A 16,170-nucleotide genomic window follows, 5' to 3' on the forward strand; every position below is an offset into this window, starting at 1 on the left:
GATGGGATTTCTGCCAGCCGCAGGTATCAACAGTTAGTCTAAGTGTGGGCAACAAAAAAAATCACCCGACGACAGAAGTCGTCAGGTGATTCATAGAAAACACGTTTACTTCTTTTGTTCGCTACTGTTCGTCATGATGTGGTCGATTAAACCATAATCGACGGCTTCTTGAGCACTCAAGTAGTTATCACGTTCAGTATCCTTGTTGACCCGTTCAACAGGTTGACCGGAGTTGTCGGCTAAAATCTTGTTGATCAGTTCACGCGTCTTCAAGATTTCACGAGCGGCAATTTCGATTTCAGTCTGTTGACCTTGAGCACCACCAGATGGTTGGTGAATCAAGACTTGGGCGTGAGGCAAAGCGAACCGCTTGCCCTTAGTCCCAGATGAAGCCAAGACACTGGCCATGGATGCTGCCATCCCCAACGTAATTGTTTGAACGTCGGATTGGATGAAGTTCATGGTATCGTAGATGGCTAGGCCGGAAGAGACCACACCACCTGGTGAGTTAATGTAAAGTGAAATGTCCTTGGTGGAATCTTGAGCATCCAAGAAGAGCAGTTGTGCAATGATGGCGTTTGCCATGTCATCTTCGATTGGGCCGGAGAGCATAATGATCCGGTCTTTTAAAAGTCGTGAATAGATATCATAGGCCCGTTCGCCACGGGATGATTGTTCGATAACTGTAGGTACTAAATTCATGACAAGATAGCCTCCCTTATTAATTTAACGTAGAAATGGCTAGCGTTTTGCTAACATGTTGTTAGTGTACCGCTATGGTCAAAGTAGGTCAAACAATATGACTTCGTTTTTTAACCCTTATTTTGGCGCGATTGCATTCACGCCCACAACCATTTGACTAGAACTATCATACCAGAGTTTGGCCAAACGTCACGTATTCTATCACCGAAAATGACCGGTTACGCTAAGAAAATAACCACTTGCGTTTGCGCTATTTATTTTTGAACAAGCTTATGGTTAACTAATAGAGATGAGAGGGGGTGGCGACTTGAAAATTCACGTGGAGGTCGATCCCAAATTAACCAATACGGAGGTTACCGTTCGAGTCCCGATACAGACGGCTGCAGTTGACCAGATGGTTGCGGCGATTCGCGCGGCCGACACGACTCAGCAGTTGACGTTTAGCTGGCACGGTGAGAATTTTCGTGTCAATCTGACGGATATCCTGTTCTTCGAGGCGAGTGATCATCAGGTAGCCGTACACACCGCAACGGCCATGTATACGACTGGGCAACGGCTCTATGAATTGGCTGAGAACCTGCCATCGCAGTTTATGAAAGTTTCCAAGTCGGCCATTCTCAATCGTACCCAGGTATTCTCGCTGACACGGTCAGTCACAGGCAACCTGGTAAGATTCCAAAATTCACACAAGCAGCTCTATGTTTCTCGCCGCTACTATCAGGCGTTGAAACGGGCATTAGAGGAAAAGGGGTAATAAGTATGCGTAAACGCGCAAATTGGTTCTGGGGTGTCTTTCTGGTACTCGGAGCAGTTGTTCTCGTGACTAGTCAAATGGGTGTCTTTAGCTACCATGTGGGCATCTGGCCACTGTTGATTGGTGTCTTCCTGGTCGCCGCATTCGTCGAAAGCTTGATGCATCTGGCAGTGTGGGGGATGGTGTTCTCGTTGGCGTTTCTAGCGATTATCTTTGCCAAACCACTGGGAATCGCGACCTTAGCGCCGTGGACGATTCTGATTGCGGCGGTCTTATTGTCACTGGGACTGTCGCTGATCATTCGGCCCAAACGTTGGTATCGCTATAATTGGAAAGCACAGGGCAATTGGCCTCATCATCATGGGGATTGGTCCCACCATTACGAAGAAGATGTGGAAACGTTAAATGATCCGGACATCACGGTTGATGTCAGCATGAGCAGCAGCATTCGCTACCTGCAGTCGGTTGATTTTCGACGAGCGGATGTTCAAGTCTCCATGGGAGATGCCAAGTTGTACTTCGATGACGTGACTCTGAGCGACCAGGGAGCGACGATTAATATCGACGCTCACCTGGGTGGGGTTCAGTTGTACCTGCCGACCGCTTGGAACGTTAAAACCGATGTGGACGCGAACCTGGGCGCCGTTGAGACTACGGGTGAACCAGCCGGAACCGAGGGACCACTTGTGGTCGTTACGGGGCGTGTGTCACTGGGTGGTCTAGCAATCATCTATATTTAAGTAGTGGACGGAGAACTTGGAGTGGAATTCCAGGCTCTTTTTTGGTTCCACTGAGCGTACACTGCATCAATTAACTGGCTAGTGATGGACATTTTCTTTAGAGGGCGACTACTAGCCACGATGATAAGTCACGGCCAACCTAGTTTTGTGGTAAACAAAAAGTCCCATCCACGAGGGATGAGACTTGCCGAGTTGGTAGTGATGCGCCCGGAGGGAATCGAACCCCCATTTCAAGAACCGGAATCTTACGTGCGATCCATTACACTACGGGCGCATAGTGGTTAACAACACCTTAACCACTATAACTGATTTTGGATAAAAATACAAGTTAGTTTATGGTGAGAGGTGATAATTCCCTGTTCCAGTGCGCATTAGCTCGTTCAGGGTGTTCGAATCTTAAGCTAGCTAGTAGGTGGGTGACTCAGTTGAAACGGTAAGAAATATTAATTCTCGAAGCCGGGCTGACACAATTTCCCACAAGTAGGCAAACCATGCTATAATATCGGCATTAACTTTACGTGGAGGTCATTTAAAATGACGCGACATAAGACTTTTCGCCTCGTCGTGGATGCACTATTGATGGCGATTGTTTTGGTACAAAATATCTTTCCATTTCTGGGGTATATTCCACTGGGACCCTTCAGCATGACCCTGATTGGATTAACGGTCATTGTGGCGGGAACTGCGCTAGGTCCTAAGGATGGGATGCTAATTGGCGGCTTCTGGGGAGTCATCACGTTCATCCGTGCCTTTACTTGGCCGTCTAGTCCCGTGGCACCGCTGGTCTTTACGAATCCGTTAGTGTCAGTCGTGCCACGGCTGTTGATGGGGCTATTTGCTGGCCTCGTCTATCTCTGGGGACGGCAACGGCAATGGCCGATGCGGCGTTCAATGCGGATTGCAGCAGCAGTGGCGGCCTTAACGAATACGATTTTAGTGCTCGGCATGGTCTTTTTCTTCTATCAAACACCAGCAGTGGCGACAGCTTTTGGCGCGAAGGGCAATCAAACGCTGGGGTATGTGCTGATGATCTCACTGGTGACCAACGCCATACCAGAATTAGTATTGGACGTCTTGGTTGCACCGTTGATTGCGGTGCCATTACGTCGGCGTTGGGATAAAATCAATGCTCAGATATTGAAATAAACTTGAGGTGCGGTAGGCGACTACGGCATCTTTTTTGACGCTACAGATGAGCGCAACAAAAAAACTCATTCCACGTGGAAACGTAGAATGAGTTTATCGAATTGTTAGCAATGCGCCCGGAGGGAATCGAACCCCCATTTCAAGAACCGGAATCTTACGTGCGATCCATTACACTACGGGCGCATAACATACATGCCTTTTCGAGCACCTAATTACTATACCCGAAGCTGAATATAAATTCAAGGGGTCGTGTAAATATTTTTATTTTCCAGAGAAATAGATTCTTAAATCTTCGGGCGTATTGTCTTGCAATATCGTAGTTGAGAGGATATACTTACAAACGTAAGGTTAGCTCTGGTTGGCCTGAATTTTTTTGACCGAGGTGGGCGGTTATCTGCCACCGCTGGTCGTTAATCGTCCCACTAGGAGGTAAGTCGGATGCGTGAAGATTGGCAGTGGGTAGAAGCAATCGTCCCCCAAATGGTGACCAAGCTAACCAATCGGTTCCGTGTCCTACAAGGCATTGCGAATACGCAACCGGTTGGGCGGCGTACCTTAGCCACTAGCTTGGCCTGTTCCGAGCGGACGATTCGCACGACAACGGATGCACTCGCTGAACTGGGTTTTATTCAGATGTCAGCGAAGGGCATGCAGATAACGACTGCCGGACAACAGCTTTTGCGGGGACTGGAACCCGTCATGGACGATTTGTCTGGCTGGCAAGAACGTGAAGACCAGCTAGCAGAGAAGCTACACATTGCCCACTGCACAATCGTACCGGGAGACAGCACAGCGCCTACCGGATCCCTGATAGGGATGGGGCAGGCTGCTGGTCAAGTCTTAACGGATCAGCTTCCTCTGGGAAAGAGTACCGTCGCAGTGATGGGGGGCCACACTATGGCTGCCGTTGCATCGGCACTGACACCGGCGTTGTCGGTTAATCGGCAGTTGCTGTTTGTGCCCGCACGCGGTGGGGTCGGTGAGTCGCCGGCCATTCAAGCCAACGCAGTGAGTGCCCAGATGGCGCAGCAGACCAATGGTGAATTTCGTTCATTGTTTGTCCCAGAGCAGCTGACAACGGCCACTTATAAGCCGTTGTTTGCGGAACCGGCGATTCATGAGGTTTTGCAGTTGATCGCCCAGAGTAACGTTGTGATTCACGGCATTGGTCAGGCATTCGTGATGGCCAAACGTCGAAAGATTTCACCACACGTGATTGCCGACTTAACTGCGGCACATGCGGTAGGGGAAGCCTTTGGCCATTTCTTTGATGCCGAAGGTCAAGTGGTAAGCAAATTCCCCCGCATCGGCGTTGATATCGCCGATTTAGCCGCTAAAGAATTAGTGATCGCCGTTGCCGGTGGTGCCGAAAAGGGTGCTGCCATTGCGGCCTACATGCATTTAGCGCCAGCTTCGACTTGGTTAATAACTGATGAAGGAGCTGCTGACTTTGTTTTAAAAAAGTGATACACTTAACACGTACTGCTTTTTAAAAAAATTATTCTTTATTTGCTTCCTGAAGGAGGAAATCACAGTATGACTGTAAAGATTGGTATTAATGGTTTCGGACGTATCGGCCGTTTGGCTTTCAAGCGGATTCACGAACTCCACTCAAGTGACATCGAAGTTGTTGCCATCAACGATTTGACGACACCTTCAATGTTAGCTTACTTGTTGAAGTATGACTCAACTCATGGTCGTTTCCCTGGTGAAGTTTCAGCTACGGACAAAGGTATCGTGGTTGACGGCAAGGAATACCCTGTATACGCTGAACCAAAGGCTCAAGATATTCCTTGGGTTAAGAACGACGGTGTTGACTTCGTCCTGGAATGTACCGGTTTCTACACTTCCGAAGAAAAGTCACAAGCTCACCTCGATGCTGGTGTTAAGCGGGTATTGATCTCTGCTCCAGCCGGTGCTGTTACGACTGTTGTTCCAGGTGTTAACTTGGACGTATTGAGCAAGGACGATGTTATCGTTTCTGCTGGTTCTTGCACGACCAACTGCTTGGCCCCAATGGCATACTTCTTAAACGAAGAATTTGGCATTAAGGCTGGGACTATGACGACTATCCATGCCTTCACTTCTACGCAGATGATCTTGGATGGCCCTCGTGGCAAGAAGATGCGTAACAACCGTACCGCAAGCATCAACACCATTCCTCACTCTACTGGCGCTGCTAAGGCTATCGGTTTGGTTGTTCCTGAATTAAAGGGCAAGTTACAAGGCCATGCACAACGTGTTGGTGTTGTTGACGGTTCTTTAACTGAATTAGTCGCAGTTCTGGACAAGAAGGTTACTGCTGACGAAATCAACGAAACAATGAAGAAGCACACTGAAGGCAACGATGCCTTTGGTTACAACGCTGACGAAATTGTTTCAACTGATATCATCGATGACGATCATGGTTCCGTATTTGACCCAACTCAAACGGAAGTTACGACTGCCGGTGACACCCAATTAGTTAAGACCGTTGCTTGGTACGACAACGAATGGGGCTTCACTTGCAACATGGTTCGTACTTTATTGCACTTCGCTACGCTTTAATCAGCCAGTGGCGTAAGTCATTTAAAATTTTAAATATTCAATGAGACGCGGCGGAGGAGGGAATTCTCCGACGCGTTTTTCATTGGGCCTAAAAAATCGCACAAGTCCTTTGAAATCTTAAGGTAAGTGCTGTATATTGTGAAAGTAATCTTTTATTTTGATAAGCAATCAAGGAGGGTTTTCTAAATTGGCTAAATTAACAGTTTCTGATTTAGACTTACAGGGCAAAAAAGTCCTGATGCGGGTCGACTTTAACGTCCCAATCAAAGACGGTGTGATCGGTAACGATAACCGTATCGTTGCTGCATTACCAACTATCAAGTATGTCATCGAACATGGTGGCAAGGCAATCCTCTTATCCCACTTAGGTCGGATCAAGAAGGAAGAAGACAAGCCAGCACTGTCCATGCGCCCAGTCGCAGAACGGTTGTCAAACTTGTTGAACAAGCCGGTTACCTTTGTCCCAACGACTGAAGGTAAGCAGCTTGAAGACGCTATTGATGGCTTGAACGACGGTGATGTTTTAGTTATGGAAAACACCCGTTATGAAGACGTTAAGAACGGCGAAAATGTTAAACGTGAATCCGGTAACGACCCTGAATTGGGCAAGTACTGGGCTTCATTGGGTGACGTCTTCGTTAACGATGCATTCGGTACGGCTCACCGTTCCCATGCATCAAACGTTGGGATCGCTTCTAACATGGCCCAAACTGCTGCTGGTTTCTTAATGGAAAAGGAAATCACCTTTATTGGTGGCGCCGTGGACAACCCTGAACACCCATTCGTTGCTATCTTGGGTGGTGCTAAGGTTTCCGACAAGATTGGTGTTATCGATAACTTGTTAGCTAAGGCTGACAAGATTCTTATTGGTGGTGGGATGACCTACACCTTCTACGCTGCAAAGGGTATGAAGATTGGAAATTCATTAGTTGAAACGGACAAGATCGATTTAGCCAAGGAAATCTTAGACAAGGCTGGCGACAAGCTGGTTCTGCCTACTGATTCCGTTGTTGCTGAAAAATTCGATAATGATGCCGCTCACAAGACGGTTGACGGCGATATTCCTGATGGCTACATGGCCTTGGATATTGGACCTAAGTCTATTGCTGAATTCAAAGATGTTTTGAAGTCAGCAAAGACGGTTGTTTGGAACGGCCCAATGGGTGTCTTCGAAATGAGTAATTATGCAGAAGGTACCTTGGAAATTGGTAAGTTCTTAGGAACTTTGACCGAAGCCAAGACCATCGTTGGTGGTGGAGATTCCACTGCTGCCGTTCAACAACTCGGTGTTGCTGACAAGCTATCCCACATTTCCACTGGTGGTGGTGCTTCTCTGGAATACCTTGAAGGTAAGACGTTACCAGGAATTGCCGCAATTTCTGATAAGTAAATTCATAAAGAGCTGTGGTGCCGGTCATCACGGCTCTTTATTGTGACGGTCGTCGATCACGGAGGCGCTTCACTGGCTAATCAGTGGCGAATTCGTTAAGATGGTGGGCGTAGTCAATTTATTTTTGGAGAGGGTGGATTAGGTTGCGGATACCCCTGATTGCAGGTAACTGGAAAATGAATAAGTCGGTCACTGAAGCGCGTCACTTTATTGAAGCGGTTCAGGGTAAGTTACCGACAGCTGATACCGTGGAAACGGCGATCGCGGCACCAGCATTGTTCCTACAGACGATGTTGGTGGCCAATCAAGACGATGTTCTGAAGATTGCTGCAGAAACGTGCTACTACGAAGACGAGGGTGCCTATACGGGTGAGACCAGTCCCAAGGCGCTTCACGAGATGGGGATTCCTTATACCATCGTGGGCCATTCCGAACGGCGGCGTTACTTTAATGAAACGGATGATGTTATCAACCGTAAAGTTCTTGCCGTGTTGCGCAACGGTATGACACCGATCGTGTGTTGTGATGAAACTATGGGTCGCCGGGAGACCGGGGAAAAGATTCATTGGGTTGTCAACCAAGTCTCCGCCGCCCTGAAAGGGGTCAGCGCTGAAGATGCTGCCAAGATCGTGATTGCTTATGAACCCAGTTGGGCGATTGGCAGTGGCAATTCGGCGTCATCCGACCAGGCCGAAGATGGCTGTTACCTGATTCGCCAAACGTTAGCAGATATTTATTCCGATGAAGTCGCTAACGGGGTTCGCGTTTTATATGGCGGTAGTGTTAGACCTGACAACATTGCCGGTCTGATGGAACGAGAGAACGTGGATGGCGTGCTGGCTGGGGGTTCTAGCCTCGAAGAGCAGTCATTTATCCAACTCGCAAACTACCAAAATTTGTAAAACGGTAAAATTGTGATTGAAAGTTCAAAGTTAAACTTATAGAATAAAACATGGGATGGTTGTCTTGTTCCCGTGAAGCCAAACTTTCATAAGGAGAGAATACAAAAAATGTCTATTATTTCTGATATTTACGCACGCGAAGTCTTAGATTCTCGTGGTAACCCAACTGTTGAAGTTGAACTCTATACTGAAGCCGGTGCTATGGGCCGAGGGATCGTTCCTTCTGGTGCCTCAACTGGTGAACACGAAGCCGTTGAACTCCGTGATGGCGACAAGAGTCGTTTCATGGGTAAGGGTGTTACTAAGGCTGTCGACAACGTTAACAACCTTATTGCTAAGGAAATCGTTGGTTACGATGTTACTGACCAACGTGCGATTGACCAAGCTATGATTGACCTTGATGGTACGCCAAACAAGGGTAAGCTGGGTGCTAACGCTATCTTAGGTGTCTCCTTAGCTGCTGCACGGGCTGCCGCTGATGAATTAGGCCAACCATTATACAACTACCTTGGTGGTTTCAATGGTCACGTATTGCCTACGCCAATGATGAACGTTATCAACGGTGGGAAGCATGCCAACAACAAGGTTGATTTCCAAGAATTCATGATCATGCCTGTTGGTGCCAAGAGTGTTACTGAAGCAATCCGTATGGGTTCCGAAACGTTCCACAACTTGAAGAACTTGTTGAACGAAAAGGGTTACTCTACTGCCGTTGGTGACGAAGGTGGTTTTGCTCCCGACTTGAAGAACAACGAAGAACCATTCGAAATCTTAGTCGAAGCTATCAAGAACGCCGGCTACGTACCTGGTAAGGACGTTGCTATCGCCTTTGACTGTGCTTCATCAGAATTTTACAATGCTGACACCAAGAAGTATGAACTTAAGGGTGACGGTAAGGAATACACTGCTGAAGAATTTGTTACCTTACTTGAAAGCATCGTTGACAAGTACCCAGTTGTTTCCATCGAAGATCCTTTGGACGAAAACGAATGGGAAGACTGGCAAATGGCTACGAAGCGCTTAGGCAAGAAGGTCCAAATCGTTGGTGACGACTTATTCGTTACGAACACGGACTACTTGGCTAAGGGTATCAAGATGGGTGTTGGTAACTCTATCCTGATCAAGCTGAACCAAATTGGTACTTTGACTGAAACTGTTGAAGCCGTTGAAATGGCTAAGCAAGCTGGTTACACGGCCGTTATCTCTCACCGTTCTGGTGAAACTGAAGACACGACTATTGCTGACTTAGTTGTTGCTTTGAACGCCGGTCAAATCAAGACGGGTTCTATGAGCCGTGGCGAACGTATCGCTAAGTACAACCAATTAATGCGGATCGAAGACCAATTAGGTAAGACTTCCGAATACAAGGGGATTCACTCCTTCTACAACTTGGATGAAGACGCGCGTTTGGCCATCATCAACAAGTAATATTTAAAAGTTTAATCTGAAAGTGGTATTTGCCCAATCGTGGGTAAGTACCACTTTTTTTTGATTTCCCAAGTTTATTTCGTGAATTTTTACGTAGTTAAGGAGTACAAGGGGGAATTCAAATGATGAAAATAAAATGGCAACACGGTGTGATGGTGAGTTTATTTGTTGGTGGTTTGTTAGTCGGCAGCGGTGGTGTTGTGGGGTTAGCGGATGAAACGGATGTGCATGCACCTTACGATTTGCGGATTGACTATTATATCAAAGCAATTGACGAGGGGCAGCCTGAGCAAAGAAAGCTTTATAAGAGTGCAAGCGTTAGAGTTACGCCTGGGGAGGTGATGTCTGGGAGCGCTGAATTAAATGCATTTTTGCATAGCGACCGCGTCATGCTAAAGGCACCTGTTAAGTCTGAATATATTATGTGGACCTATTCCGGGCAACAAACGATGGCAACTGTGAACTTGAATTATGTTAATGAACAAAACGGCAAGGTTATTACCAGTCGTAAGGGCATTCAATCGGTTTCCATTGGTGGCAAAGTTAATATTGCCGCACCAACCGGCTATAAACTGACCGATGCAAGTGTTGTGAATCGGATGGTCAAGACGATTCATGAGGATTGGAATATTGCGGTGAAGTCTGTATCTAGTCAGACGGGAACTACGCCCGCGCCACAACCCACACTCCCGGGTAAGCCTCAGCCAAAACCATTGCCGGGGGCTACCACACAGACTAAGCCGGTCGTGCCTGGTACGAGCACTTCACCAGAAAAACCCAGTATTGGTACTAAGCCAGCGCCATCCGAGACTGGGAAGCCACTCTTACCGATACGGCCAAACATTCCCAATAAGCCTAATTTCTCTGGCCAACCAGTTGATCCAACACCGTTTGTGCCGGTTACACATCCAGAATTAGTCGTGCCAGTCGATGAATATCCAGCAACCACTGTTCCTAAACCAAACGTTATCTATACCCCCGAGGGACCTGTCAACGCGACAGAACTAAACCACACTTCAGAACTCAATGAGCACCCGGTCACGGCCGTTGATGGGAGCGCGGCAGTAACTGGTGCGTCAGCTGAGTCTAAGCCGTCTAAGAGGCCCCAAACGCCTTCACAGGCTAAGCCTCACCGGACTGCCAGTCCCTTACAACATATTTCAACATCAGGGCGCAGATTACCGCAAACTGATGAACAAACGTCAAAGGGGAGTCTACTGGGAATGGTAGCGCTAGCAGGATTGGGCGTCATTCGTTTCCGACGATTTATCCACTAATATCGGCTAAAACTGTGATAGACTAGTTCTTGGAGTAAAACACAACGGAGGAATTAGTCATGCAGGAGAAACGTCAAATACAACCCGATTTAACACGATTAAAGGCCATTTTCTTTGGGGCCATTGTCGGGCTATTTGCCGGTGCGGTCGTCAGCGTCTTTCGTTTGTTGATCGAACACATGCTGATTCTGGTACAAGGAATTTATGGCTGGCTTGGACAACATCCATTGTGGCTGATTCCTTGGGCCATCCTGCTGGTAGCAATGGCAAGTCTAATTGGTCACTGGGTCAAGCAAACACCTATGATCAAAGGTTCTGGGATTCCACAGGTCGAGGGACAGCTGGCTGGTGAGCTTGACTATGCCTGGTGGCCGGTATTGTGGAAAAAATTCATCAGTGGGGTCCTGGGAATTGGATCCGGCCTGTTTCTAGGGCGGGAAGGTCCGTCGATTCAGCTTGGCGGGACCGTTGCCCAGGGGGTTGCCTACCGACTAGGGCTTACTGGGACGCAGCGACGGCTAGTCATTGCCGGTGGCGCTGCTGCTGGCTTATCCGCAGCCTTTAATGCGCCCATCGCGTCGACCTTATTTATTCTTGAAGAGGTCTATCACAGCTTCTCCACGTTAGTTTGGCTCACGGCACTAACCAGCGCTGTTGTTGCTAACTTCGTGTCTAACGGTGTCTTTGGCCTGACCCCCGTCCTGCACATTAACTACCAGCAAGCATTGCCATTGAAGTATTATTGGCTGCTGCTGGTTTTAGGGATTGGTCTGGGCCTATTAGGGTTCGTCTACCAATGGGCGACACTCAACGTTGGTAAGTGGTATGCGAAGCTAACGTGGGTGCCACAGCATTTAGATGGGATTATCCCCTTTCTCTTAGTGATTCCAATCGGATTGATGTGGCCGTTATCCTTGGGTGGCGGCAATCAGATGATTGTGACCTTTGCCAAGCAAACACCACTGTTGATTCCTTTAATTGGGTACTTTGTTCTTCGCTTCTGCTTCTCCACGATGAGCTACGGTTCGGGACTACCTGGTGGTATTTTCTTGCCGATCCTGACTTTAGGGGCATTATTGGGTGCAATTGGTGCGCGGTCGTTTGTCTTGTTGGGATGGCTGCCATCGATTTTTGTAGCAAACTTCATCATCTACGCCATGGCGGGGTACTTTGCCGGAATTTCCAAAGCACCATTCACGGCAATTCTACTGATCACCGAAATGGTGGGAACACTGCATCATTTGATGCCGTTGGCAGTGGTCGCCATTGTGGCATACATTACCGTGGACGTCTTGGGTGGCGCACCTATCTATGAGGCAATGCTGCGACAGCTAGTCAAACCGGCCGAAGCCAATGCAGATGGCGTGGCTGATCGTGTGGAATACCCAGTCGGGGAAAATTCTGGATTTGACAGTCAACAGGTACGTGACTTGACCTGGCCTGATGGGTCGTTATTGGTGGCTGTTCGTCGAGGAGAACGCGAGGTCATTCCAAACGGGGATACTATCCTCAGATCGGGGGACACACTAATTATTTTCACGTACCGACACAACCGGGCTTATGTCCGGCAACAGTTGGCGCAATTGAATAATTCTCCCCATCGACTGCTGGATTAAGTGAGCGTTGGACTGGTAAAACTGGCCCGACTATGATAAATTAGGAAGAGTATAGTTAGACCTATTAGACCTATTCGATAGGTAGGAGGCAAATTTGTGTATAATTTTTTAATGACTTGTATTTTGATTGTCAGTGTTTTGATCGTTATTTCGGTCATGATGCAACCTGCTAAGACCAATGACGCTTTATCCGCTTTATCCGGTGGTGCCGATGACTTGTTCGCTAAGTCCAAGCCCCGTGGGTTTGAAGCATTTATGCAAAAAGTTACGGTCGTCTTAGGAGCCATCTTCTTTGGACTGGCATTGGGGTTAGTTTACCTTTCTTCACACTAGACATTAAAGCCGCCTGTTTATTCGCTACAGGGGGCTTTTTTCCACCTAGTAACAGGCAGAGAACCTGCCTAGGAGCACCATGCCGGTGTTCCTGAATCGTCACAATCGACGACGTTCACGAAGACTATCTCAGCAATAGCGGAAAGTGGTGGTTTTACATGATTCGAAAACCAACCCCGCTCTTCTTTGAGCAGGGGCCTCACGCAGTTATCTTACTGCACGCCTATTCGGGTAGTTCTAACGATATGCGCTTGCTGGCTCGCCGGCTAGAAAGCGAAAATTACACCGTGCTCGCCCCAATTTTTACTGGGCACGCAACTGGTGATCCTGCCGATATTTTACGCGACGGGTCACCACAGAAATGGTGGCAGGACACGCGTGATGCAATTGCATCACTCCGGCGGCGCGGGTATCAACAGATTGCCATCTTTGGTCTGTCCCTGGGTGGATTGTTTGCGACGCGTGCGTTGCAGACCGATCCGCAGTTGGTGGGTGGTGGAACGATTGCGTCACCCGTTGTCTTTCGTGGTCAGACCCATGTTCCGGATGCTTTCATTCAAATGGCCCGGACCACGTATCAGCAACAGCATCTGGATGCGCCAGAGATCGCGAACCGAATGGCTTGGATTCAAGAGCATTTACCGGCGCAATTGACAGCGATTCAGGCGTTTACAGACACCACGGCTACGCATTTAGATCAGGTTAAGCAACCTGTGTTCATTGCGCAGGGAACGGCGGATCAGATGATTGATCCCCGCTCAGGCCAATGGTTGGCGGAAGCGTATCCTAGCAAACAAGTTGATTTTCATGAGTATGCGGGTGCTGACCACGTTTTAACGGTTAACACGGCACATCATGCCCTTGAGACAGATATATTGACGTATTTACACACAATCTTTTAAAAATAACGAGGAATCGATAGTGCAAGATAATTTAAAGAGTGATTTAACAGCGTTCTTCCGGGCACACTCGGACCAGAACTACACAGTAGAAGATATTTCAGATGCACTCCATTACCACGGCTCAGCTGCGTTTAAACTGATCGTGCAGGAGTTAGCACAACTGGAACGGGACGGCTTAGTTCAAGTGACTGAACACGGCCATTTTCAGCTCGATCCAAGCCAACGGACATTGACCGGGATATTCCACGGTAATGACAAAGGCTTTGGGTTTGTGGCTTACGACGTGAATAAGATCGAACCAGACGCCTACATTGCGCCTAACAATACGTTACGTGCTTTGAATGGTGATACGGTTACGATTGAAATCGTTCGCGCCGGAGACCCCCGTAGCGGTAAAGGTCCCGAAGGTAAAGTCACGGAAATCGTGGAACACCACTACGAACAAGTCGTCGGTGAGTTCATGAAGACTGATGATGACGCGGGTTACTTAGGTCAAGTTCGTTTGACGGACAAGAAGGTCATGAAGTACAAGTTCTACGTGACGAATGTCGGTTTGAACCCAACCCCCGGTGAGGTAGTCACGGCAGAAATCACCGAATACCCTAGCGATGCGCATCCAGATGCGATGGTTGGGATTGCCAAACAGGTCATTGGGAGTGTGGACGATCCTGGTATCGACATTTTACAGATTGTCTACCAACACAACATCCCTTCTGAATTTCCCGAAGAGGTCATGCAGGCCGCTGACGAGATTCCAGATCACGTGCTTCCTGAAGAAACCAAGGGCCGTGAAGATGTCACAAACCAGGACTTAGTCACCATTGATGGCGAGTCTTCTAAAGACTTGGATGATGCCGTTACGGTCTGGAAACTTGACAATGGGAACTACCACTTAGGGGTTCACATTGCCGACGTTTCCCATTACGTTCAAGAAGACTCTATTCTGGACAAAGAGGCATATAAGCGGGGAACCAGTGTCTACTTGACCGATCGGGTTATTCCGATGTTGCCACGGCGTCTCTCCAACGGTATTTGTTCGCTTAACGAGGGCGAATTGCGGTTGTGCATGAGCTGTGACATGGAAATCAATCCTGAAGGTCACGTGGTTAAGCATCGGATCCACCCATCTGTTATGCGTTCTAAGGCACGGATGACCTATACCGCCGTTAACGACATTTTGGAATCACACGATGCCGTTACCATGGATCGTTATAAGGAACTCGTTCCAATGTTTGAACAAATGGGCGAACTCCATAAAATCTTGGTTAAACAACGGAAGCGTCGTGGAGCCATTGATTTTGACGACCGCGAAGCAGAAATTATCGTGGATGATAAAGGTCACGCCATTGATGTTAAGTTACGGACTCGTGGGATGGCTGAACGGATGATTGAATCCTTCATGTTGGCTGCTAACGAAACAGTTGCGGAACATTACTTCCGTGCCAAGGTGCCATTTCTATACCGGGTCCACGAAACACCAGATGGCGACCGTGTTCGGAGTTTCTTCGAATTCTTGACGGCCTTTGGGATTAACGTTAAGGGTGACCCGAACCACCTGCGTCCTAAGATGTTACAAGGCATCCTGAAGCAAGTTGCCGGGAAGCCAGAAGAGGCCATGGTTTCGGTCATGATGTTACGGAGCTTGAAGCAAGCGCGTTACGCTGACCAATCACTGGGTCACTTTGGCTTGGGTGCAGAATTCTACACCCACTTTACGTCACCAATTCGGCGGTACCCTGATACGATGGTTCATCGGATGATTCATTACTACGAAGATCACGGTATCAACGATGCCAGCAAGGAAAAGTTTGCACCGATTTTGGAAGAAATCGGGGTACACACTTCCGAAGCCGAACGGCGGTCAATTGACGCCGAACGGGATACGAATGACATGAAGATGGCCGAATACATGGCTGACCACGTCGGTGAAGAATTTGACGCCGTTGTGAGTTCCGTCATGAAGTTTGGGATGTTCGTTGAACTGCCAAACACCATTGAAGGTCTAATTCATATCAGTCGGATGCAAGATGACTATTACGAATACGTTGAAAAGTACCTGGCCTTAGTTGGTCGGAACACGCGTCGGACGTACAAGATTGGCCAAGAAATTCGGGTCAAGGTTATCCATGTTGATAAGGAACAAAGCGAGATCGACTTTGAGTTGTTAAATCCGGAGTCCGCGCCGGTCAGCGACTTATTACCAAAGAGAGAACACCGTTCACGCGGCGGTCACAGTGGTAATGGAAACTTCCATAGCCGGAACAATAATAATGGAAACCAACACGGTGGGAGTAACAATGGTAACCACCGCAATGGAAACCAACGATCAACTAACCAACACGGGAATAACGGGAGTAACCACCGCAGCAATGGTAATGGTGGCCAACACCGCAATAACTCGCAGGGTGATCGGCACTAAGCGAGGTGACAGCA

General features: G+C 48.1%; 14 protein-coding genes and 2 tRNA genes. 13 read left to right on the top strand and 3 right to left on the bottom strand.

Annotated elements, in window-relative coordinates; genetic code table 11:
• Positions 1–105: 105 nt before the first annotated feature.
• A complete protein-coding gene (gene clpP, locus ACKTSF_RS04870; protein WP_020088218.1) occupies positions 106–702 on the bottom strand; it encodes an ATP-dependent Clp endopeptidase proteolytic subunit ClpP in 597 nt (198 codons plus the stop codon).
• Positions 703–1,009: 307 nt separating this feature from the next.
• On the opposite strand from clpP, the gene ACKTSF_RS04875 reads away from it, so the two are divergent.
• Both ACKTSF_RS04875 and ACKTSF_RS04880 read left to right on the top strand, forming a co-directional pair.
• The gene (locus ACKTSF_RS04875) at positions 1,010–1,456 is read left to right on the top strand and encodes a LytTR family DNA-binding domain-containing protein (protein WP_407887148.1); all 447 of its coding nucleotides are present in this window, start codon (positions 1,010–1,012) and stop codon (positions 1,454–1,456) included.
• A gap of 5 nt (positions 1,457–1,461) precedes the next feature.
• Entirely contained in the window at positions 1,462–2,196 is a 735-nt protein-coding gene (locus ACKTSF_RS04880) for a LiaF transmembrane domain-containing protein (RefSeq protein WP_407887150.1), read from the top strand.
• A 202-nt stretch (positions 2,197–2,398) separates the two neighbouring features.
• Here the strand turns inward: ACKTSF_RS04880 and ACKTSF_RS04885 are convergent.
• Positions 2,399–2,470 (bottom strand) — tRNA-Arg (locus ACKTSF_RS04885).
• Positions 2,471–2,730: 260 nt separating this feature from the next.
• On the opposite strand from ACKTSF_RS04885, the gene ACKTSF_RS04890 reads away from it, so the two are divergent.
• On the top strand, positions 2,731–3,342 hold the full coding sequence (locus tag ACKTSF_RS04890) for an ECF transporter S component (protein ID WP_407887152.1): 612 nt from the start codon (positions 2,731–2,733) through the stop codon (positions 3,340–3,342).
• A 111-nt stretch (positions 3,343–3,453) separates the two neighbouring features.
• Here ACKTSF_RS04890 and ACKTSF_RS04895 read toward each other — a convergent pair.
• Positions 3,454–3,525, bottom strand: a tRNA-Arg gene (locus ACKTSF_RS04895).
• A gap of 255 nt (positions 3,526–3,780) precedes the next feature.
• Here ACKTSF_RS04895 and ACKTSF_RS04900 point away from each other — a divergent pair.
• The 10 genes from ACKTSF_RS04900 (at position 3,781) to rnr (ending at position 16,156) form a co-directional block, all read left to right on the top strand.
• On the top strand, positions 3,781–4,809 hold the full coding sequence (locus ACKTSF_RS04900) for a sugar-binding transcriptional regulator (protein ID WP_407887154.1): 1,029 nt from the start codon (positions 3,781–3,783) through the stop codon (positions 4,807–4,809).
• Positions 4,810–4,878: 69 nt separating this feature from the next.
• Positions 4,879–5,889: a type I glyceraldehyde-3-phosphate dehydrogenase gene (gap, locus tag ACKTSF_RS04905; RefSeq protein WP_407887156.1), complete on the top strand. Its 1,011-nt coding sequence runs from the start codon at positions 4,879–4,881 to the stop codon at positions 5,887–5,889.
• Positions 5,890–6,076: 187 nt separating this feature from the next.
• Positions 6,077–7,279: a phosphoglycerate kinase gene (locus ACKTSF_RS04910; RefSeq protein WP_407887158.1), complete on the top strand. Its 1,203-nt coding sequence runs from the start codon at positions 6,077–6,079 to the stop codon at positions 7,277–7,279.
• A 143-nt stretch (positions 7,280–7,422) separates the two neighbouring features.
• A complete protein-coding gene (tpiA, locus tag ACKTSF_RS04915; protein ID WP_407887160.1) occupies positions 7,423–8,181 on the top strand; it encodes a triose-phosphate isomerase in 759 nt (252 codons plus the stop codon).
• Between the two features lie 108 nt (positions 8,182–8,289).
• Complete coding sequence (gene eno, locus ACKTSF_RS04920) at positions 8,290–9,609, top strand: phosphopyruvate hydratase (protein ID WP_407887162.1); 1,320 nt, start codon at positions 8,290–8,292, stop codon at positions 9,607–9,609.
• A gap of 122 nt (positions 9,610–9,731) precedes the next feature.
• Positions 9,732–10,886, top strand: coding sequence for an LPXTG cell wall anchor domain-containing protein (locus ACKTSF_RS04925; protein WP_407887163.1), 1,155 nt, complete (start codon positions 9,732–9,734; stop codon positions 10,884–10,886).
• 59 nt (positions 10,887–10,945) lie between these two features.
• A complete protein-coding gene (locus tag ACKTSF_RS04930) occupies positions 10,946–12,502 on the top strand; it encodes a ClC family H(+)/Cl(-) exchange transporter (protein WP_407887165.1) in 1,557 nt (518 codons plus the stop codon).
• Between the two features lie 96 nt (positions 12,503–12,598).
• The gene (gene secG, locus ACKTSF_RS04935) at positions 12,599–12,835 is read left to right on the top strand and encodes a preprotein translocase subunit SecG (RefSeq protein WP_407887167.1); all 237 of its coding nucleotides are present in this window, start codon (positions 12,599–12,601) and stop codon (positions 12,833–12,835) included.
• A gap of 158 nt (positions 12,836–12,993) precedes the next feature.
• Positions 12,994–13,737, top strand: a complete 744-nt coding sequence (locus ACKTSF_RS04940; protein WP_407887169.1) for an alpha/beta hydrolase — start codon at positions 12,994–12,996, stop codon at positions 13,735–13,737.
• A 19-nt stretch (positions 13,738–13,756) separates the two neighbouring features.
• On the top strand, positions 13,757–16,156 hold the full coding sequence (gene rnr, locus ACKTSF_RS04945; RefSeq protein ID WP_407887171.1) for a ribonuclease R: 2,400 nt from the start codon (positions 13,757–13,759) through the stop codon (positions 16,154–16,156).
• The last annotated feature ends 14 nt before the right edge of the window (positions 16,157–16,170 follow it).

This window comes from Levilactobacillus muriae (genome assembly GCF_045862015.1).
Lineage (GTDB): Bacteria > Bacillota > Bacilli > Lactobacillales > Lactobacillaceae > Levilactobacillus > Levilactobacillus muriae.

Bases quoted from the DNA above. Each gene is read 5' to 3' on its own strand.
- clpP (WP_020088218.1), bottom strand. From the start codon at position 702: ATGAATTTAGTACCTACAGTTATCGAACAATCATCCCGTGGCGAACGG.
- ACKTSF_RS04880 (WP_407887150.1), top strand. From the start codon at position 1,462: ATGCGTAAACGCGCAAATTGGTTCTGGGGTGTCTTTCTGGTACTCGGA.
- ACKTSF_RS04890 (WP_407887152.1), top strand. From the start codon at position 2,731: ATGACGCGACATAAGACTTTTCGCCTCGTCGTGGATGCACTATTGATG.
- ACKTSF_RS04900 (WP_407887154.1), top strand. From the start codon at position 3,781: ATGCGTGAAGATTGGCAGTGGGTAGAAGCAATCGTCCCCCAAATGGTG.
- gap (WP_407887156.1), top strand. From the start codon at position 4,879: ATGACTGTAAAGATTGGTATTAATGGTTTCGGACGTATCGGCCGTTTG.
- eno (WP_407887162.1), top strand. From the start codon at position 8,290: ATGTCTATTATTTCTGATATTTACGCACGCGAAGTCTTAGATTCTCGT.
- ACKTSF_RS04925 (WP_407887163.1), top strand. From the start codon at position 9,732: ATGATGAAAATAAAATGGCAACACGGTGTGATGGTGAGTTTATTTGTT.
- ACKTSF_RS04930 (WP_407887165.1), top strand. From the start codon at position 10,946: ATGCAGGAGAAACGTCAAATACAACCCGATTTAACACGATTAAAGGCC.
- ACKTSF_RS04940 (WP_407887169.1), top strand. From the start codon at position 12,994: ATGATTCGAAAACCAACCCCGCTCTTCTTTGAGCAGGGGCCTCACGCA.